At 53.5% G+C, this 20,677-nt stretch carries 14 protein-coding genes; 4 read left to right on the top strand and 10 right to left on the bottom strand.

Annotation, left to right across the window (positions count from 1 at the left end):
• Positions 1 to 29 precede the first annotated feature (29 nt).
• The 4 genes from mdtC to DZE2538_RS13900 form a co-directional block, all read right to left on the bottom strand.
• Positions 30 to 3,119, bottom strand: a complete 3,090-nt coding sequence (mdtC, locus tag DZE2538_RS13915; RefSeq protein ID WP_038916603.1) for a multidrug efflux RND transporter permease subunit MdtC — start codon at positions 3,117 to 3,119, stop codon at positions 30 to 32.
• Positions 3,116 to 6,256, bottom strand: a complete 3,141-nt coding sequence (locus DZE2538_RS13910; RefSeq protein WP_038914394.1) for an MdtB/MuxB family multidrug efflux RND transporter permease subunit — start codon at positions 6,254 to 6,256, stop codon at positions 3,116 to 3,118. The genes mdtC and DZE2538_RS13910 overlap by 4 nt, the downstream gene beginning before the upstream one ends.
• Complete coding sequence (locus DZE2538_RS13905) at positions 6,256 to 7,521, bottom strand: MdtA/MuxA family multidrug efflux RND transporter periplasmic adaptor subunit (protein WP_026357931.1); 1,266 nt, start codon at positions 7,519 to 7,521, stop codon at positions 6,256 to 6,258. Before DZE2538_RS13905 ends, DZE2538_RS13910 begins: the two co-directional genes overlap by 1 nt.
• Positions 7,522 to 7,732: 211 nt before the next feature.
• Positions 7,733 to 8,914 carry a NupC/NupG family nucleoside CNT transporter gene (locus DZE2538_RS13900; protein ID WP_016943329.1) on the bottom strand — a complete coding sequence of 394 codons (1,182 nt, stop codon included), beginning with the start codon at positions 8,912 to 8,914 and terminating at the stop codon, positions 7,733 to 7,735.
• Positions 8,915 to 9,169: 255 nt separating this feature from the next.
• Here DZE2538_RS13900 and DZE2538_RS13895 point away from each other — a divergent pair, with 255 nt between their 5' ends.
• Positions 9,170 to 10,132: an aldo/keto reductase gene (locus tag DZE2538_RS13895; protein WP_038916602.1), complete on the top strand. Its 963-nt coding sequence runs from the start codon at positions 9,170 to 9,172 to the stop codon at positions 10,130 to 10,132.
• 850 nt (positions 10,133 to 10,982) lie between these two features.
• Here DZE2538_RS13895 and ompA read toward each other — a convergent pair.
• Positions 10,983 to 12,047 carry a porin OmpA gene (ompA, locus tag DZE2538_RS13890; protein ID WP_023640420.1) on the bottom strand — a complete coding sequence of 355 codons (1,065 nt, stop codon included), beginning with the start codon at positions 12,045 to 12,047 and terminating at the stop codon, positions 10,983 to 10,985.
• A gap of 363 nt (positions 12,048 to 12,410) precedes the next feature.
• On the bottom strand, positions 12,411 to 12,905 hold the full coding sequence (sulA, locus tag DZE2538_RS13885) for an SOS-induced cell division inhibitor SulA (protein ID WP_019844887.1): 495 nt from the start codon (positions 12,903 to 12,905) through the stop codon (positions 12,411 to 12,413).
• Positions 12,906 to 13,124: 219 nt separating this feature from the next.
• Here sulA and DZE2538_RS13880 point away from each other — a divergent pair, with 219 nt between their 5' ends.
• Positions 13,125 to 13,754, top strand: a complete 630-nt coding sequence (locus tag DZE2538_RS13880) for a TfoX/Sxy family DNA transformation protein (protein ID WP_019844888.1) — start codon at positions 13,125 to 13,127, stop codon at positions 13,752 to 13,754.
• Here the strand turns inward: DZE2538_RS13880 and yccS are convergent.
• Positions 13,751 to 15,955 (bottom strand): YccS family putative transporter, encoded by a 2,205-nt coding sequence (gene yccS / locus DZE2538_RS13875; protein WP_038916601.1) that lies wholly within the window; start codon positions 15,953 to 15,955, stop codon positions 13,751 to 13,753. The genes DZE2538_RS13880 and yccS overlap by 4 nt on opposite strands.
• 9 nt (positions 15,956 to 15,964) lie before the next feature.
• Positions 15,965 to 16,411 carry a YccF domain-containing protein gene (locus DZE2538_RS13870; RefSeq protein ID WP_019844890.1) on the bottom strand — a complete coding sequence of 149 codons (447 nt, stop codon included), beginning with the start codon at positions 16,409 to 16,411 and terminating at the stop codon, positions 15,965 to 15,967.
• A gap of 167 nt (positions 16,412 to 16,578) precedes the next feature.
• Between DZE2538_RS13870 and helD the strand changes: the two genes are divergently transcribed.
• On the top strand, positions 16,579 to 18,636 hold the full coding sequence (helD, locus tag DZE2538_RS13865) for a DNA helicase IV (protein WP_038916600.1): 2,058 nt from the start codon (positions 16,579 to 16,581) through the stop codon (positions 18,634 to 18,636).
• 75 nt (positions 18,637 to 18,711) lie between these two features.
• Here helD and DZE2538_RS13860 read toward each other — a convergent pair whose 3' ends face one another.
• Together DZE2538_RS13860 and DZE2538_RS13855 are read right to left on the bottom strand one after the other, a co-directional pair.
• Positions 18,712 to 19,170 (bottom strand): methylglyoxal synthase, encoded by a 459-nt coding sequence (locus DZE2538_RS13860; protein ID WP_012885637.1) that lies wholly within the window; start codon positions 19,168 to 19,170, stop codon positions 18,712 to 18,714.
• 142 nt (positions 19,171 to 19,312) lie between these two features.
• Positions 19,313 to 19,960 (bottom strand): DUF2057 family protein, encoded by a 648-nt coding sequence (locus tag DZE2538_RS13855; protein ID WP_019844892.1) that lies wholly within the window; start codon positions 19,958 to 19,960, stop codon positions 19,313 to 19,315.
• 250 nt (positions 19,961 to 20,210) lie between these two features.
• Between DZE2538_RS13855 and DZE2538_RS13850 the strand changes: the two genes are divergently transcribed.
• Positions 20,211 to 20,624 (top strand): CoA-binding protein, encoded by a 414-nt coding sequence (locus DZE2538_RS13850; RefSeq protein WP_023640416.1) that lies wholly within the window; start codon positions 20,211 to 20,213, stop codon positions 20,622 to 20,624.
• Positions 20,625 to 20,677: the final 53 nt, after the last annotated feature.

The following is a 20,677-nucleotide window of genomic DNA, read 5'->3' as shown; positions in this document are numbered from 1 at the left end:
CAGATACAGCAATGGCGACTGACGTGGCATCAGGCTGACGGTTCTGTATGCGTGGTGGCGTCATTGCGTTCACGACGGCGCCAGCGCAGTCTGTCAAAGAACAAGTACACCACCGGCGTGGTGTACAGTGTCAGTAACTGGCTCATCACCAGCCCGCCCACGATAGTGATACCCAGCGGCTGACGCAGCTCTGAGCCGTCACCGCTACTGAGCACCAACGGTAACGCGCCGAACAACGCCGCCATGGTGGTCATCATGATCGGGCGAAAACGCAGCATGCAGGCGCGGAAAATCGCCTCATGCGCGGAGAGTTTCCCTTCCCGTTGCGCGACCAGCGCAAAGTCCACCATCATGATGGCGTTTTTCTTCACAATGCCTATCAACAGCAGAATGCCAATCAGCGCAATCAGACTGAACGGCTTGTTGAACAATTCCAGCGCCAGGAGCGCGCCGACCCCGGCGGAGGGTAGGGTAGAGAGAATGGTCAGCGGATGGGCGACATTCTCATACAAAATCCCCAGTACGATATAGACCGTTACGATCGCCGCAATAATCAACACAACCTGAGAATGCTGGGACTGCTGGAACGCCAGCGCGGTACCAGCAAACTGGCCTCGAATCGTGGGCGGTACACCCAGTGAGGTCATGGTGCGTTCAATCGCGGTGGTCGCCTCTGACAAGCTGGCACCTTCCGGCAGGTTGAACGAGATGGTCGCCGCAGCCGATAGCCCCTGATGGTTAACCGCCAGCGGTGCGTTAGCCGGTTGCCAGTGGGCAAAGAACGACAATGGAATCGGCTTGCCGTCGTTGTTGATAATAAACATTTTCTCCAGCGAGGCTGGGTCCTGGGTATAGGCCGGGTCAACCTCCATGACGACTTTATACTGGTTCATCGGCTGGTAAATGGTGGAGATCTGGCGCTGCCCAAAGGCGTCGTTCAATAGCGTGTTGGCACTGGAAACATTGATACCGAGCCGTGCCATGGCATCACGATCATAGACCAGCCTCAGTTCAGCCCCTTTGTCCTGCTGGTCAGAACTGACATCCGCCAGTTGTGGCAACTTGCTCAGCGCATCGCGGATTTTTGGCTCCCAGCTTCTCAGCACCGAGAGGTCGTCCGATAACAGCGAGAACTGATAGCCCGCATTCGCTTCACGGCCACCGATACGCACGTCCTGCACCGCCATCAGATACAGGTTGGCACCGGGCTCTTTCGCCAGTTTGGCGCGTAGCCGGGTGATGACCTGTTGCGCGTTGACATCACGCTGGGCGAGCGGTTTCAGGCTGATGAACATCGAGCCGCTGTTAGTTCGCATTCCACCGGTAAAGCCAGTGACGTTGTCCACCGCCGGGTCGGCGCGCACGATGGTCATGAAATCCTGCAGTTTGCGTTTCATTGCCTGGAAGGAGATGCTCTGGTCGGCCTGAATGAACCCCATCAGCCGCCCGGTATCCTGTTCCGGGAAGAAGGTTTTGGGGATGCTGATATAAAGCCAGACGCTCAGGCCAATCGTCCCCAACAGTACCATCATGACCCAACGTGAGTGGTTCAGCACCCAGCGTAAAGTGCGACCATAACCTTGCTGCAAGCCGAGCAGCAACCGGTTAAAGCCACGCGCACGCGGCTGGCTGCGCGGGGCGTGAGGTCGTAGCAGTCGGGCGCACATCATCGGTGTCAGGGTGATGGAGACCAGCAATGAAATCAGTATCGCCACTGACAGCGACACCGAGAACTCGCGGAACAGACGCCCGGGCAAGCCGTCCATGAACAGCAGCGGTATAAACACGGCGATCAGCGAGAAGCTCATCGAGACGACGGTAAAGCCGACTTCCCGTACCCCTTGCAACGCGGCCTGTAACGGCTTCATCCCGGCTTCGACATGGCGGGAAATGTTCTCCAGCACCACGATGGCGTCATCCACCACAAAACCGGTGGCGACGGTCAGGGCCATCAGTGACAGGTTGTTCAGACTAAAGCCGCACAGGTACATGGCAGAAAACGTGCCAATCAACGATACCGGTACCGCGATGGCCGGGATAAGCGTAGCGCGACCGGAACGCAGGAACAGGAACACCACCAGAATCACCAGCGATACCGCGATAGCCAGCGATCGTTCCACATCGCGCAGTGAGGCACGAATGGTGGGCGAGCGGTCCTGCGCGATATTCAGGTTGATTGACGCAGGCAGCATGGCCTGCAATTCAGGCATGGCGGCACGGATAGCATCCACGGTGGAGATAATATTGGCATCCGGCGCGCGTCGAATTAACACCAGCACCGCCGGTTTGGCGTTGGTCATCCCGGCGTTGAGGACGTTCTGCACCGAGTCTTTTACCGTCGCCACATCACTCAGGCGCACCGGCGCGCCATTGTTGTAGTGGATGATGAGCGATCGATAAACGTTGGCGGTTTTCAGTTCGTCATTGGTTTGAATCTGGTAGTGAGTGCTGCCACTGTCCACGCTGCCAAGCGGCTGGCGCACGTTGGCCTGGGCGATCGACTGGCGAACGGTATCCAGCGACACCCCCTGATTGAACAGCGCTTGTGGGTTGAGTGCGACCCGGACTGCCGGTAACGAGCTGCCGCCGATGGTGACATCGCCAACCCCATCGATTTGTGAAACGCGCTGGGCAACCTGGGTCGAGGCGTAGTCGTATAGCTGACCCGGACCGTAGGTGTCCGACGTCAGCGTGATGATCATGATCGGCGCGTCAGACGGGTTGACCTTACGGTAATAGGGGCGGCTAGGCATATTGCTCGGCAGCAGGCTCTGGGCGGCGTTGATCGCCGCCTGTACGTCACGGGCCGCGCCGTTAATGTCTCTATCCAACGCAAACTGCAGGATGATGCGAGTGTTACCCAGCGAGCTCATCGAGGTCATTTCATTGACACCGGCAATACGGCCCAGTGAGCGCTCTAACGGCGTCGCGACCGACGACGCCATGGTTTCCGGTGAGGCGCCGGGCATGGTGGCGGTGACCGAAATCACCGGGTAGTCCACCTGTGGCAACGGCGACACCGGTAGCAACTGATAGCCGAGCAGCCCGCACAGCGCTATCGCCAGCGCCAGCAACGTGGTGGCGACCGGCCGATGGATAAACAGCGCGAAGAACTTCACTGTGCTTCCCCTTCCTGCGGCTGGCGGCGGCGCAGGCGATGTGCCAGACGATCAAACAGCAGGTAGATAACGGGTGTCGTAAACAGCGTCAGTACCTGGCTCATCACCAGACCACCCACCATACAAATCCCCAGCGGGCGGCGCAGTTCCGCACCAACGCCGGTACTGAACATCAGCGGAATGGCGCTGAGCAGCGCCGCCATGGTGGTCATCAGGATGGGGCGAAAACGCAGCAGACAGGCCTGATAAATCGCCTGATACGGCGTCATCCCTTGTTCACGTTCGGCAGCCAGCGCAAAGTCGATCATCATGATGGCGTTCTTCTTCACGATACCGATCAGCAAAATGATACCGATGATGGCGATGATGTTCAGATCGCTGCCTGCGGCCATGAGTGCCAGTAACGCGCCGACGCCCGCCGTCGGTAGCGTAGACAGGATGGTGACCGGGTGGATGAAACTTTCATACAACACACCCAATACGATATACATCGCCACCACCGCTGCCACCACCAGCCAGATAGTGCTGGTTAGCGCCGACTGGAATGCCAGCGTACTGCCCTGGAAGCGGGTGATGATATCGCTGGGTAACTGCATGTTCTGCTGCGTTTGCTGAATGACTTTTACCGCATCACCCAACGCGTAGCCCGGCGCGACGTTAAAGGAAATGGTCGTCGAAGGGAACTGATCGATATGGTTGATGGATAATGGCCCCTTGCGCTCTTCCACGGTCGCAATGCTGCTGAGCGGTACCACGCCGCCGTTGGTGTTGATAAGCCGGATATCATTCAGTGACTCCAGCCCGTTGTTGTGGTCCTGATGCTGTTCCAGCACCACCCGATACTGGTTGGATTGCGTATAAATAGTGGAGATCAGCCGCTGGCCAAACGCGTTGTACAGCGCGCTGTCCACCTGGGACATGGTGATGCCGAGACGGCTGGCGCTATCCCGATTGACCTTAACGTAGGCGACGGCACCGCCGTCTTGCCAGTCACTGCTGACATCCTGCAATTGGGGTAACTTCTGTAGCTCGGCTACCAGTTTTGGCACCCAGGTGCTGAGTTCATCCAGCGACATGGTTTGCAGGGTGAACTGATATTGGGTACGGCTGACCTGTGTATCGATGGTCAGATCCTGTACCGGCTGCAGATAGAGCTGGACGCCCGGTAGTGTGGAAGTGCGTTGCTGTAGCCGTGCAATCACGGCCTGGATACGGTCACTGCGCTCATCCAGCGGTTTGAGGTTGATTTGTAGCCTGCCACTGTTAAGCGATGCGTTAGTGCCATCCACGCCGATAAATGAGGTCACGCTTTCCACTGCCGGATCCTGCATGATAAGCGTGGTGGCCTGCTGCTGCTTGTCCACCATACCGGAGAAAGAGATGGTTTGTGACGCCTGTACTGTACCCTGAATAATGCCGTTATCCTGTATCGGGAAGAAACCTTTGGGGATGACGATATACAGCAAGACCGTGAGTACCAGCGTGCTCAGTGCGACGCCAAGGGTAATCCACGGATGGCTCAATACACGCGTTAGTCCACGGCCATACCAGGCGATGACGGTGTCAAAAAAGCGCTCGCTGGCACGGGTAAAGCGGTTTTGTTGGCTCAATGAATGGTGGCTTAGTAAGCGGGCGCACATCATTGGCGTGAGCGTCAACGACACCACGGCAGAGATAAGAATCGACACCGCCAGTGTCACCGCGAACTCACGGAACAGACGGCCGATGATATCCCCCATGAACAGCAAGGGGATCAAAACGGCAATCAGCGAGAATGTCAGCGAGATAATGGTAAAGCCGATTTCTCCTGCGCCTTTCAACGCGGCCTGTAGCGGCTTTTCACCTTGCTCGATATAACGGGCGATGTTCTCGATAACGACGATGGCGTCATCAACCACGAAGCCGGTGGCGATGGTGAGTGCCATCAGCGTCAGGTTGTTGACAGAAAAGCCGAGAAAATACATGGCGGCAAAGGTACCCACCAGCGATAACGGTACGGCGATGCTGGGAATCAGCGTCGCGACGGCGTTGCGCAGGAACAGGTAAATCACCATCACCACCAGCGCGATAGCCAGAATCAGTTCGAACTGCACATCATCGACCGAGGCACGGATAGTGGTCGTGCGGTCGGTGAGCAGAGCGACATCCACCGATTTTGGCAGGCTGGCTTTCAGCGACGGTAACAGATTACGGATATGGTCGGCAGTAGCTATCACATTCGCGCCTGGCTGGCGCTGAATGTTAAGCACAATAGCCTGATGTTGATTAGCCCAGGCGGCCAGACGGGTATTTTCCGCCGCCTGTTCCACCGTGGCGACATCCTGCAACCGTACCGGTGCGTTATTTTTCCAGGAGATAATCAACTGGCGATAGTCGTCGAGTGAACGCATCTGGTCATTGGCGGAGAGCGTGACCGAACGCGCCGGGCCGTCAAAACTGCCTTTCGGGGTGTTGACGTTAGCGGCGGTAATGGCAGTACGTACGCTTTCGCTGCTCAGGCCATAGGAGGCCAGCGCCCCAGGATTGAGCTTAATGCGCACCGATGGCCGCTGACCACCGGCCAGCGTTACCAGCCCGACACCTTCCACCTGCGAGATTTTCTGGGCGATGCGTGTTTCAATCATATCCTGCACCTGCGTCAGCGGCAGGGCAGTGGACGTTACCGCCAGCGTCATGATCGGCGGGTCCGCCGGGTTCACCTTGCTGTAGGTGGGGGGAAACGGCAGATCGGTGGGCAGCAGGTTGGTAGCGGCGTTAATCGCTGCCTGAACATCCTGCTCAGCCACATCCAGCGATAGCGATAACTGGAACTGCAATGTGATCACCGACGAGCCGCCGGAGCTTTGGCTCGACATCTGCTTGAGGCCCGACATGCTGCCAAACTGATGTTCCAGCGGTGCGGTGACGGCTGAGGTCATCACATCCGGGCTGGCACCCGGGTACAGTGTCACAACCTGAATCGTCGGGTAGTCCACTTCCGGCAGTGCGGAAACCGGCAACGCTCGATAGCCCACAATCCCGGCCAGCAGAATGGCGATCATCAACAGGGTGGTGGCTATCGGCCGGAGAATAAACAGGCGCGACGGTCCACCACCTGTATTTAGCGCGGCATCCTGTAACGGCGTCGTTTCCTGCATCAGGATTTCTCCGCGTTATGCTGAGATTTTGCATGCTGGGGCTTCTCGGCACCGGCGGTAGATTTGCTGTCCGCCGCGGCGGGTGCAAGTACTTCAACGCGAGCGCCTTCGGTCAGGCGGTCGATCCCATCGGTCACCACTCGCTCACCTGCATTCAGCCCGTTGGAAACCACGGTTTGCTGGCCGTATTGAATACCGGTGGTGACGATGTGCTTGCTCACCTGATCTTTATCGTTCAATACCCAGATGAAGTGCCCTTCGTTACCCATCTGAATCGCAGCTGAAGGGGCGATCACTACATTTTGCAGGGTATCGACTTTCATCTTGATGTTGACGAACTGATTGGGGAACAACGCATCATCGGTGTTATCGAAGCGGGCTTTCAGTTTGATAGTACCGGTGGTGGCGTCTATCTGGTTATCCATGCTCAGCAGGCGTCCCTGAGAGAGAATGCGCTGACTGCCCCGATCCCAGGCTTCAACGGGGACTGGCTGGCCGGATTTCTGCGCTTTCAACACGGTGGCGATATCGCTTTCCGGCACGGTGAATATCACATCGATCGGATGGGTTTGCGTTAATACCAACAGGTTGTCAGTACTGGTCACGTAGTTGCCGATGTCAATCTGACGCAGGCCGACGCGGCCGCTGAACGGTGCGGTGATACGGCTGTAATCCAATTGCAATTGTGCGCTGGCGACAGCGCCCTGATCGGATTTCACCGTCGCTTCATATTGGCGTACCAGCGATTCCTGCGTATCCAGTTGCTGGCCAGACACCAAATTGGTTTTGGACAACTGCTGGTAACGGACTAAGTCCTGGCGAGCATTGACCAGCAACGCCTGATCTTTGGCCAACTGCCCTTGTGCTTGTATCAGTGCTACCTGAAACGGGCGCGGGTCGATCTCTGCCAGCAACTCGCCTTCTTTGACTTGCTGCCCTTCCTGAAAGTGGATGGCCATCAACTGGCCGCTGACCCGGCTGTGGACCGTGACGGTATTGGCGGCGGTAACCGTCCCCAGACCCGAGAGGTAATAGGGCACTGAAGAGGATGAGGATAGTGCGGCTTGTACCGGCGGTGGTGCGGTAGAGCCCCGGCGTCCGCTGCCGCTACGATTTTGTCCTTGTCCCTGAGGTGATGCGTGCTGTGCGGTTGTTGCCTCGTTGGCAGAATCTGATTGTGAGGGGCGGAAATAACGCCAGGCGAAAAACGCCGCGGCAATGACAACAAGCAGTATCAAGAAACGAAATAAGCGTGCGGCGTTCATAGTTATGGACGGAACCTCCAATCAGCACAGGCTAAGATAAGCCCATGAAACACTGAATATAATAATACTAGTGTAAACAGTTAACGGAGGACAAAAATGGAGGAAATATGGAACATATGTCAGGGTTTGTAGAAAAAGAATCCCCGGCGTAGTTAACACCGGGGAACGGTGCTGAGTATGTCAGCACCGTGTCATTATCAGGACGGGCGTGTTACAGCACCAGCCCGGCGATAGCGGCGGAAAGCAGGCTCACCAGGGTAGAACCATAAACCAGTTTCAGACCGAAGCGGGAAACCGTGTTGCCTTGTGCTTCGTTCAGGCCTTTGATAGCCCCTGCAACGATACCAATCGATGAGAAGTTGGCAAACGACACCAGGAAGACTGACAGAATACCTACGCTGCGCGGTGACAATTGACCGGCTACTTTCTGCAATTCCATCATGGCGACAAACTCGTTGGACACCAGTTTGGTGGCCATGATACTGCCTACCTGCAGCGCTTCAGCTTTAGGAATACCCATCACCCAGGCTAACGGGTAGAACACATAACCCAGAATTTCCTGGAAGCTCAGGCCAAATACCGCGCTGAACAGTGCGTTGATACCGGCGATCAGCGCGATAAAACCGATCAGCATTGCAGCAACGATAACCGCCACTTTGAAACCGGCCAGAATGTATTCACCCAGCATTTCAAAAAAGCTCTGGCCTTCATGCAGATTGCTCAGGTGCAGTTCTTTTTCTTCACTGGTGTCGTAGGGGTTGATGAGCGACAACACGATAAAGGTGCTGAACATGTTGAGCACCAACGCCGCGACCACGTATTTTGCATCCAGCATCGACATGTAGGCACCGACGATGGACATGGATACTGTCGACATCGCGGTTGCCGCCATGGTGTACATGCGTTTTTCAGACATCTGCCCCAGAATGTCTTTGTAAGCGATGAAGTTTTCAGACTGACCGAGAATCAGTGAGCTGACCGCGTTGAACGATTCCAGTTTGCCCATACCATTAACTTTGGACAGAACGGTACCAATCAGTCGAATAATGAATGGCAGTACTCTGATGTGCTGCAAAATACCGATCAGTGCGGAGATAAACACGATCGGACACAGTACTTTCAGGAAGAACACAAAGCTGTTGTTACCGATATTGCCAAAGACGAAGGTGGTACCTTCACCTGCGAAGCCGAGCAGTTTGTCAAACAAGCTCGCAAACCCTGTCACGAAACCCAGTCCTGCGCTGGAGTAGAGGAAAAAATAGGCGAGCAGAATTTCAATGACTAAAAGTTGAACAATATACCTGACGCGAATGCTTTTGCGATCGCGGCACACCAGCAGTGACAGGCCAGCGACAACGATCAGGGCCAGGATAAATTGCAGAATGTTGGACATGTTTGCTCCAAATTATGATAGGGGCCGATTTTTGGTCGTCATTTTATGTAACGATTGCGCCTAAAATGCGACGTAAGACGCAAAACCGGAATTATATCGCGGAAAATAACCTAAACTAAAGCGTGGGTCTCATAGCATTCGCTTCTGTCTGGGAGATATCTCAATATTTCATCATGCCAGACCGAAAAATGCTGTGATGAAAGTTCCCTGCCAGCATGTTGGTTGTAGGGAAAATGTAAGCACAAGGAGATGACAATGCCTGCGTCTGATGCGTTACGTGAGTTGGGACAATCGGGAATTCGGGTGCCGTTACTGACCTTTGGCGGCAACGTATTTGGCTGGACTATTGATGAGCCAACCTCGTTTCAGGTACTGGATGCCTTGCTCAGTCAAGGTCTCTACTTTATTGATACCGCCGATGTGTATTCTGCCTGGGCTCCCGGTAATAAGGGCGGCGAATCGGAAAGCATAATCGGTAACTGGCTGAAGCGGCGTGGAAACCGCGATCGCGTCATTATTGCCACCAAAGTCGGCAAGAATATGGGGGATGATCGGCACGGATTATCGGCGGCTTATATCCGCCGGGCGGTGGAAGATTCGCTGCGACGCCTGCAAACAGACTATATCGATCTCTATCAGTCGCATGAGGATGATAAGCACACCCCGCTGGAGGAAACCTTGTCGGCTTTCGATACGTTGATTCGCGAAGGCAAGGTGCGAGCTATCGGTGCTTCCAACTATGACGGTGAGCGTCTGGCACAAGCGCTGCAAGTGAGCAGAGATAACCATTTGGCGCGTTATGAAACGCTGCAACCGGAATACAACCTGTATGATCGTCAGCATTATGAGACCACGCTGGAACCGGTAGTAAAGGCGAATGGGTTAGGGGTGATCGGTTATTACTCGCTGGCGAGCGGCTTTTTGTCGGGCAAATACCGCTCGGCTGCCGATGCGGTAAAAAGTGCGCGTGGCCAGGGTGTGATCGATCATTATCTCAATCCGCGCGGTCTGGCGATTTTGAACGCACTGGATCAGATTGCGGAAGCTCATCGCACCACTCCTGCTCAGGTTGCGTTGGCGTGGTTGATAGCGCGTCCCAGTGTAACGTCCCCGATAGTCAGTGCGACCTCGGTAGAGCAGGTTGCGGAGTTGGCTAGTGCCACCCGGCTGGCGTTAAAGCCTCATGAGATTGAACAGCTCAATAGCGCCAGTGCCTGAAGCCGGGCATGGTTTGGTGTGCGCTAACCGCATAGCTATGGGCGATCTGGTAGCAAGCCAGATCGCCACCATCGTGCTTGTGAACCATATTATTTACCGTGAGATCAGCTTTATTTGTAGTCTGCGTTACCGAGGTTATTTCATTTCTTATTTATAGTGCTTTCAGCACTAAAAGAATACTGAGGAAAAGCGATTTGATGGCTTCACTTGCAGTGAACGCAATTTTCCTGTGAGCTGATGAGGAATGTAAATATATTACTGCTGCTATTTCCGTTTGTATTTTAATTGAGCATGACCTGCTATTTTTTCCCATGATATTTATCATCACAGTGATATGAGTTATGAGACCAGTCTGAACAATCCACCTACGTTTTTCACCCTCAGATGGCAAAAGCCAGCAAGGCTATGTGAGCTACTCCCCTGGTAGCAGGTCAGTAGTGCTTGTCGTATGTGATGTGACATCAGTTTATTTATCACTGACGGTATTCTCGGCCGAGCCATGAGTGGCACTGGAATCAGTACACCAACGTACCGATAACCTGATAATGCAGCAGGGAGAATTTGTATAGCTATCGTGAGGTTTTATGCGGTAAGGATATTTATATCCTGAAAGGCATTTATATTGATGACGTTACTTGTGCTTATGATAATAGTTATACCCATGAAAACACGGCTGTCCGCACTCATTTGTGGGAGGCTATGGCCGATAATGAAAATACGGAGTGGCGCTAATAAAAAACAGCCCCGCGTAAGCAGAGGCTGTTTTTCTGGCAGGGAAGAGCGGTAACGTAAATCTATAGAATCATCTATAGGGCTACCGCTTTTTCCACTAACGCATGCTCAGTGGCAATTAAGCCTGAGGCTGAGTCACTACGTCTTTGATGCCTTTCACTTCGATCTCTACGCGACGATCCGGAGACAGACATTCGATCAGTGCTGCACGTGCTTTCACGTTAGCACAGGTAGAACCGGTAACCGGGTTGGCTTTACCCATACCACGAGCGGAGATCTTGTTAGACGGGATGCCTTTGTGAACCAGGTAATCAACAACAGTCTGTGCGCGTTTAGCAGACAGAGTCTGGTTGTACTGGTCGGAACCCAGACGGTCGGTGAAGCCCAGAACCACTACTGAACCGTCTTTCGGATCCAGGGTGCTCAGCTGAGTGTACAGCTGGTCCAGAGAACGCTGACCTTCCGGTTTCAGAGTCGCTTTGTTGAAGTTGAACAGAACGTCAGACTTCAGGGTGAAGCGTTTGGTCTGAACAACCGGGGCCGGAGCCGGGGTCGGAGCCGGAGCTGGAGCAATAACCGGAGCCGGAGCAGCAGTTTCCTGACCGAAACGGTAAGAAACACCCACGCTCAGCAGACCATTGTCAGGACGACCACCAACGGTAGAAGCGTCACCAATGTTGTTCACCCACTGGTAATCCAGACGGGTTGCCCAGTTTTTGGTGATGGCGTATTCAACACCAACAGCAGCCAGCGGAGAAACGCCAGTGTCGTTATCGTTACGACCTGAGTTGTCATGGCTGTCAGCACGCCATACAAAGCCACCCAGACGGGTGTAGACATCCAGATCGTCAACGATCGGGTAGCTCAGTTTAGCAGCCAGTTGGATACCCTGAGCTTTGAAACTACCCTGGTTGCCACCGTTATATTTGATACGGCCCAGCCAGTCATAGCCCATTTCAAAACCCAGATACTGGTTAGCCTGATAGCCACCGAATGCACCGGCACCCAGTTGGCTCTGCGCAGCGTTGGTTGCGTTGTAACCATTGCCAGTCAGGTTGGTATCGTGGTACTGGGACCAGCCCAGTTTACCACCTGCGTACCAGGTGTTATCGTTCGGTGCGGCTTGTGCTACGGTAGCAAAGCCAGCCAGTGCCACTGCAATCGCGATAGCTGTTTTTTTCATTTTACGCCTCATTATCATCCAAATCGGCAATCAGCGCTGTAAGCTAATTAGCCTTTGGTTAAAATCCTTTCTCGGAGATATTGCCCTTGGTCTAATTACGTGCTGCCAGTGAACTGGCATTATGAAAGGGCAACTCCAGCGAGCTAAAGTCTACAACGTGGTGAGAAAGTTACAAGTATGATGTGACAGACGCCATGAAAAAATCAGTCGTTCATACATAATTACTAACAAATAATGGACGATTTTGTCAGATTCCCCTGATCTCTTTTAATATTAGTGCTCCGCAATAACACGTCCGGCGCTGTGTTTGCGCGGGCTACAGATAACCAGCGACATCCCTGTAAGAAAAATCCTAATATTCATTCAATGATACAATCTTGAGTGAATCTTTAGTGTGGAAAATGGTCTTGTGATTGTTTCTCCCTCTGGACGCATGATGAATCCATAGGTATTTCCATGCTGTGCCGCTCTTTGCAGCCGCATTTTTTGTTCATTATTCAGTTCGTTTGGCAGCCAGCACAGAACGACGCTGTAATTACCCGTCATTAACGCCTTCTCCATCGCATCAACAGTCGATACCGGATTGAGGCGATGAAGCTCGATCATCTTTTCCAGTGGTAATCCTGTCTGTTGTAGCCACAGGCGGCTCAGTTTTTGCTGTGGGGAAAGCCAAAGTAGCCAGCGTGATTGCGTACCCAATTGCTGCAACAACGGCAGTAGTAATGGCGTCAGCATGGGGTGGTCGTCACCATAGACGATTTCGCTGATGAAGCCGCTGGAAGCGGTTTGAGGCATCGCGTTATGACCCAGGCGTGACGTGTTGCAGACATGACGAGAACGGATGGTTTGAGTACGCATAGTTTCTTTACCTCACAGTTATACTGTATGGGTGTACAGTATCTTTTGTGTGGGTAAAGATCAACCGGAATTTCTGAAAGCGCTTCGCATAATCGTCATGTTATTGCCGGTATGACATGTTTTGTATTTGAAGACCGGGTTTTGCTGTGTTTAATTAATTGTTCCCGTTGCAGATGTCTTTGGTAAACAGGGAAAAACATTCAATACAAGGAATAAGTAATGAAAAAGCTATGTGAAAAAAGGATTTTACAGGCGAAAACCGTGTTTTCCTCATTGGGAACTATTTTCTCTCGCTCACAGTTCGGTGGTTACAGTATTGCGGCGGATGGCGTGATTTTCGCGTTGGTATCCGGCGGAGAACTCTATTTGCGGGCGGCTCGTCATAATGAAGCGTTTTTTCTCGAAGAGTGCGCGCCAAAACTCATCTATACCAAACGCGGTTTGCCGGTACCGCTCAATTATTATTTGGTCGCGGAGTCACTCTGGCAGGATGAGTCAGCGCTGCTGGAGCTGGCGCGATTATCTTTGCAGGGCGCGCGGCAGGATAAAGCGGCCAGAAAGCGTTGTATCAGGCTAAAAGACCTGCCAAATATCAATCATGATCTGGAGCGGTTACTCTGGAAGGTAGGCATCAGAAACATCGATGAGCTACACCGTCTTGGCGCAAAAACCAGCTACCTGAAACTGCGCACCATTAGCCAGAATCTGAGTGTGAATGTACTGCTGGCATTGGCTGGTGCGATTTGTGGTGTACACCAGGCTGCGCTGCCGCAAGGCATACGCAGCGAATTGCTCGAGTGGTTCGAGAAGGCCAGTCCCCGAGCCTTGAGACCCCCCAGACTGAATTAGTGGGCAGAGGTCTGTTGTCGATTCCGATGCATCGGTTCCTGTGGTCGATTTTCTTCAGCAATCATCTGGTTTTTCAGTTGCGTCAGTTCCGGCAACAGGCCGATTATCAGGTTAATCTGTTGTAATACCAATTGTTCCTGACTGTCCTGCTCCGGCGACAGGCTATGGATGCGGTGTTTCAGTGCTTCCAGTTCTTTATCCAACGTGGTCTGGTCGCGATTGTCCTGATGAAGCGCATCATCGACGTAACAAACGGCGTCGTTCAGCAATTGCAGTGTTTCAGTCGACTGAATATGTTCCCGATGCGCTCCCAGCGTGGAGATATATCCCAGCAAGGTATGGTTGAGACACATCAGCCTGAAGGCGTTTTCCAGTGAACCCGGCCGGGCATGCGGCTCGGCCGACATATTGGACACCACCGAGGCCAGTTCCGCATCGCTATTGTGGGCATCACGCCGGGCAATTCGATAAGGCAGTCCGTTATCTTTGCCCTGATGATATTGCACCATAATGGCATCGAGGTAGCGGCAATTCATGTCCATGGCTTTATTGATCACCGCAGGCAGGCCGCGGAATCGCCAGTCTGGCCAGATAAAACTGACCGCTGCCCAGGCAATACCACAGCCCAGTAATGTGTCGACGACTCTGGGGATGGCGACTTCCAAACCTTCTCCCAGTAGATTAAAACACATCAGCACCAGCAAGGTGATAAACAGCGTGGCCTGAGCGTATTGCACCGTGCGAAACGCGAAGAACAGCACCCCACTGATAACAATCAGCGCCAGTTGTCCTTCCAGTGACGGCACGATGTACAGCAGCGGCACCCCAATCAGCACCCCGCCCAACGTTCCAAGGATACGTAGCGCCAGACGTCGGCGAGTGGCGTTATAGTTAGGCTGGCAGACAAACAGGCTGGTCAGCAGGATCCAGTAACCGTGGTGTAAACCGGTAAATTGAATAATCGCATAGCCGACACACAGCACCAGCGACATACGCACCGCGTGACGAAACAGTGAAGATTGCGGTGTGAGATGGCGACTGATACGCAACCGGATATCGCTCCAGCCAGTAATTTTATCGTCCGATAACCGACTTTCTACCGGCAGGCGATGATTGTGGCGTTCAAGCGTCTGCTCGGACTGGATATTGATGAGCTGGGCATCAATCGCTTGCAGGTTATTGAGGAGATAGCGTAGTGCTTTGATGTATAAGGTTTCCACACCCTGAGCCGCCAGCCTGTCGATAGCCGCGTCGAGATGGGAAAAGGCCCGTTCGATTCGGTAATCATGCTGGTATTTCTGCCGCAATAAAATGGATTGCGACACCTGCTGGCAAGCGCGGGACAGCATAAACAACAGGCGTTGAAACCGGAAAGGTACATCGCTGTAGCGCAGCATATGCCGCAGTTGTTCATATTGAATGTGTACTGAACTGGCCCGCTCATGAATGTCTTGCGCGACAAAATAATAGTGTAGTGTGCGTCGGGTACCGCGCTGGCCGCGATCGCCGCGCAGACGGGTCAGCAACGACGCTTTGGCCCGATTGAGTGTATCAACCAACTGGCCGTTAGCCATGGCAACGTCAATCAGCGGTTGGTCGTTGTCATCAAGGTCGGGGTCGAACAGATTGGATTTGATTTCCAGATAGTGGGCTAACTGCTGGTAGCATTGGGCCAGGTTGTCCTGCAATGGGCGAATGGGAAACAGCAGGTGGCCGAGCAGCGTCAACAGGTTATACCACAGTGCCCCCAGCAACAGTAAAAACGGTTGCTGATACCAGTCGCTGTAAAGCGATATACCCAGCATGGTGTAGATGGCTATCAGCAGTGCGCCAAAAGCGATAGTGGCATAGCGCTGCCCCAACGACCCTAGCAGGATAAAGCTCCAGGTTGAGCCAGCCAGCCCAACGGCGAATAACCAGGGATGTGGATAGAGCAGCTCTATCGATACGGATGCCACCAGAAAACAGGCGAGCGTAATGATCAGATTGAACAGACGGCCGGACAAGCGGTCATCAAGGTCAGTCAACGCCGCGGCCACCACGCCCAGTGTTAGCGGAATAGTGCTGGTCGAGACCCCGAGCCACCAGGGCACGAGCGCCACACCGCTGAGTGCTATCAGAATCCGCAGGTTATACAGCCAACTACTGTTATAGATAACCCGCCGCAGACTGGTTGTGACGTTCTGTTGCACGATGATCATCCACCCTGATTACTGGTAACGCCGACGGGCGTTGGCTTCCCTTGCCGCTTGCGCTTCTTCTACCGATACAACGCGGCGCCCCACCGGCCAAAGCGCAATGGCGGCAATTTTGAAATTGGCGATGCCAACCGGTATGCCGATGATCGTCACACATTGTGCAATGCCGCTGACAATATGCGACAGGCACAGCCACCAGCCGAAAACGACCAGCCAGAACACATTAAGCAGCGTGCCGCTGGCATTCAGCAGTGAATTTTTTTGTTCCGGCCGTAGTTCGTCAATGTGGACGGCCTCGTTGCCGTATGGCAGCAGCGATAATTTGGTGATTTCCCAGCATGAGCGAGTAAGCGGCAGGGTAAACACCAGTACTATGCTGACGACGGTAGCCAGCAACCAGGCGAGCGTGGTGAAAAAACCGCCCAGCACGAAATTCAGGATATTGAGTACGGCTCGCATGATAGGAATACCCTCGGTCAAACTCTCTGATGAGAAAAGAATTATCACATTATTCGTCAGGTTATTCTAACGCGTTTTTGTTGCTAGAGTGCGGAGTCAGATAGCGGTTACACTACAATTTGTGAACGATAACGTTGAACACGTCTTCTGAAAATGGCTCTGGGATCATGGAACTGAAATCGACCGCGTTAGGTAAGCATCTGGCACAGCATCCTTACAACCGTGTGCAATTACTGAATGCCGGTGTCAATGTTAGCGGCGACCGGCATGAATATCTGATTCCATTCAATCAATTGCTGGCGATCCGCTGCAAAAAAGGGCTGATTTGGGGAGAGCTGGAGTTCGAGTTGCCGGAAGATAAAGTCGTGCGTTTGCACGGTACCGAGTGGCAAGAAACCCAACAGTTTTTTCGTCATCTGTTTAAGGCCTGGCAAAGCTGGAGCCAGGAAATGAGCGACGTTTGCAGCGCGGTGTTGCAACGACTGGTCGACGAGATTTCGGAACAGGAACACCGGGATGGGTGGTTTAGCCGTCAGGCGCTGGTGCGCGTTCAGCAAGAGATTCGTGCCGGGTTCGCTGCATTGCCGTTGCCGTTGGCTCGCTTGAATGAATTTGATGCGTGTCGGGATAACTACCAGCAGTGCTTGTGCTGGCTGGAGCAAGGTGAAGCGAAGCGTCAACAGGCTAACCAGCGCTGGACGCAAACAACGCTGGTTACGCAGAGCGCGTTTTTCGATACGGTGGAAAGCTCACCCTTAAACCCCAGCCAGTGTCAGGCGGTGGTCAATGGTGAAAATGCCGTGTTGGTGCTGGCTGGTGCGGGTAGTGGCAAAACGTCGGTATTGGTGGCGCGTGCTGCCTGGTTATTGCATCGGGGGGAGGCGTCGCCACAACAGATTCTGTTGCTGGCGTTTGGCCGACAGGCGGCAGAGGAAATGAATAGCCGTATTCTGGAGCGGCTGCATACTGACGATGTGCGGGCAATGACTTTCCATGCGCTGGCGTTGCACATTATTCAGCAGTGCAGCCGCAAGGTACCGGTGATCAGTCGGCTGGAAACAGATGGGGCGTACCGGCGGGAATTTTTGAGCCGACATTGGCAGCAGCAGTGTGATGAAAAGAAGACCCAGGCAAAAGGGTGGCGGCAGTGGCTGACGGAAGAGCTGGAGTGGACGTTGCCGGAGGGAAACTTTTGGCAGGATAGCGCGCTTGCATCGAGGCTGGCTGGGCGGCTGGAGCGCTGGCTGGGGTTGATGCGGATGCAAGGCGGTACACAGAGTGAAATGTTAGCCTTAGCCGATAATGAAACGCGTCCACTATTCCAGCAACGGCTGCGGTTAATGGCCCCGCTGCTAAAAGCCTGGAAAAAAGCCCTGAAAGACGAAGGCGCTGTAGATTTCTCTGGCTTGATTCATCAGGCCGTCAACTATCTGGATAAAGGCCGTTTTATCAGTCCGTGGTGCCATATATTGGTGGATGAGTTTCAGGATATCTCGCCCCAGCGCGCCCGCTTGCTGGAGGCGCTGCGTCGCCAGTCGCCTGATAACAGTCTGTTTGCGGTGGGCGATGACTGGCAGGCGATTTATCGCTTTAGCGGTGCTGAGCTGACGCTGACAACGGCGTTTGAGCAGCATTTTGGTGAAGGGGCGCAATGTGTTCTGGATACCACCTATCGCTTTAACCACCGCATCGGCGAGATTGCGAGTCGGTTTATTCAACAAAATCCGGCGCAGTTGAAAAAAACGCTCAACAGCCTGCGAGACGGTGATAAAAAATCAGTCGTGCTGCTGGAACAAGAACAGTTGGACGCGTTGCTGGACAAGATGAGCGGTTATGTGACATCAGGGGCGCGCATTTTGATACTGGCGCGCTATCACCATTTACGTCCGGATGTGTTGGATAAGGCTCAGACCCGTTGGCCGAATTTACACCTTGATTTCATGACAATTCATGCCAGCAAAGGGCAACAGGCGGATTATGTGATTGTACTGGGGCTGCATGAGGGACGTGATGGGTTTCCTGCACCTGTGCGTGAATCGGTACTGGAAGCCGTATTATTGCCTCGTCCGGAACCGTTCCCGGATGCAGAAGAGCGGCGATTGCTGTATGTGGCACTGACCCGGGCAAAACATCAGGTATGGCTGTTGTACAGTCGTGATGAGCCGTCTGTATTTGTGGACGATTTACACCAGTTGGGTGTACCTATGCCGCGTAAACCGGGTTAAGCCTGGTTTTATTGGTGACTTTTGCAGGAAAAACCGGCCGGTCATCACCGGCCAGTGGTGGCGAAAAATGCAGGCTTATCTCAGGCGCCCTTGAAGATAACGCTGATAATCCGGGATGGTGACGGAGACTTGCTGGCGGAACAGCGCGGAATTAATCAGAAAATCGGCTGTGGAGCGATTGGTCGCCACCGGGATATTCCATACCGTTGCCAGACGCAGCAGCGCCTTAACGTCCGGATCGTGCGGCACGGCATTCAATGGATCCCAGAAGAAAATCAGCATGTCGATTTTGCCCTCGGATATCAGGGCTCCCACCTGCTGATCACCGCCCATCGGCCCACTCAGCATGCTTCTGACCGGCAAGCCGGTATGCAGTTGGATCAGGTTGCCTGTTGTGCCGGTAGCATACAAATGGTGCTCCGCCAGTTGGGTTTTGTTAGCGGTAACCCATTCCAGCAGCGATTCTTTACAGTGATCGTGCGCAACCAGTGCAATGTGCTTATGCACCTCGATTGTGCGGGTGGTGTACTCCATGGCGACATCCTTCGAACAGTATAATTTCGATCAGTATAGTTTTCACAGATTACGGAAACGCGGTTTCAGTGGAAAGTGGCAGACTGAAAAAATGCGAGCATCTTTCCAAAAACAGCCGTTTTTGCCTGTAAAATCAGCATGCTTACTGGCTTTCTCTGTCTTTTGCCCATTCCAGAAAACGCTGGCGTGTGTTTTTATCCGCCTGTTGAAACCAGTATTGCATGATGCTGAGTGGATCGAGCGGGTTGGCGGCGGCGTTGGGTGTGGTAGATGCCTTTGCTGACGGTAACGGCGCGAACGTGATGGCGGCTGCCGGTTGGCCTGAGCGGTTGTAGTCAGCCATGCGTTTTTCTATTTCGCCGGATAACTCGGCGTCACCTGTGGGTAGCACGTCGGTACGAATAGGGATAGGCAGATTTTTGCTGTCTACCAGTTGATAGTCGGGGGTCTGGCTAAAATTCTGTCGTGTTGAAGGATTGTCCAGGTCAGGAAGCCGGATAGCGACTTCACTCAGAGTGCGGGCGTCAAATACGGCGATCAGGCCGGGCGAACGGTAAGTCTGTTTGGTGCCAACTGAAGAGCCTACGGATTTGAGCACCTGAAAGACAATTTGATGATAGCCTTTTTCCAGCTCCAGGCTGTCGGCACCATTGAGCAATGAACCTGGGACTTTCTTCCCATCCACCATCACCAACTCGATGTCAGGCCGAAGCTTGAGCGTCGTTGCCATCGCCAGAGAACTGAAGGTGATCAGCCACAACGTGGCGGCGATAGCAGAAATGGTTTTCATACAAACCTCATCATGGATCTCATCGTCGTATTGTTCAGTAACAAGCAGAATGTGTCAAAATTTTAAAATTGAAATATTTGGTTATCAATAAGTGGTAGGGAGAGGAGGCGTGTGCACTGGGTGTCAGCGGGCGGATTGAGCAGACACACACATCGCCATGGATATTCTGCGTTACACTGATACCAGACAGTGCCTGATCTCCTTCATGTGTGCGCGGGCGTGTGTCGGGTTAATCGTCACGGAGGCAACCATGCAAGATAACGACATAAAAAAGCTACTCACCGAGGTGAAGACTATCGCGCTGGTTGGTGCCAGCGATAATCCCTCACGGCCCAGTTATGGGGTCATGGCCTATCTGCTTGAGCAAGGCTATCGGGTGATTCCGGTTAATCCGGGGCTGGCGGGGGAGACACTGCTTGGGCAACACGTCTATGCGTCGCTGGCTGAGATTCCAGAGCCGGTAGATATGGTGGATGTCTTTCGCCAGTCGAATGCGGCATTTGAAATCGCTCAGGAGGCGATTGCGATTGGGGCGCGTGTGTTGTGGCTGCAGATTGGCGTCATCAATGAGGCGGCAGCAGTGCTGGCGCATGACGCCGGTTTATCGGTCGTGATGGATCGTTGCCCTAAAATCGAAATTCCCCGCCTGGGGTTGGGAAAGTAAGCCTCTCGCCTCAGGTTCCTATCAGGAGCGCCACTAACGGCAGGCGTATATTG

The sequence above is a fragment of the Dickeya zeae NCPPB 2538 genome, assembly GCF_000406165.1.
Taxonomy (GTDB): Bacteria; Pseudomonadota; Gammaproteobacteria; order Enterobacterales; family Enterobacteriaceae; genus Dickeya; species Dickeya zeae.
The sequence above is the reverse complement of the archived record's forward strand: the minus strand, read 5'-3'. Positions and strand labels throughout refer to the sequence as shown.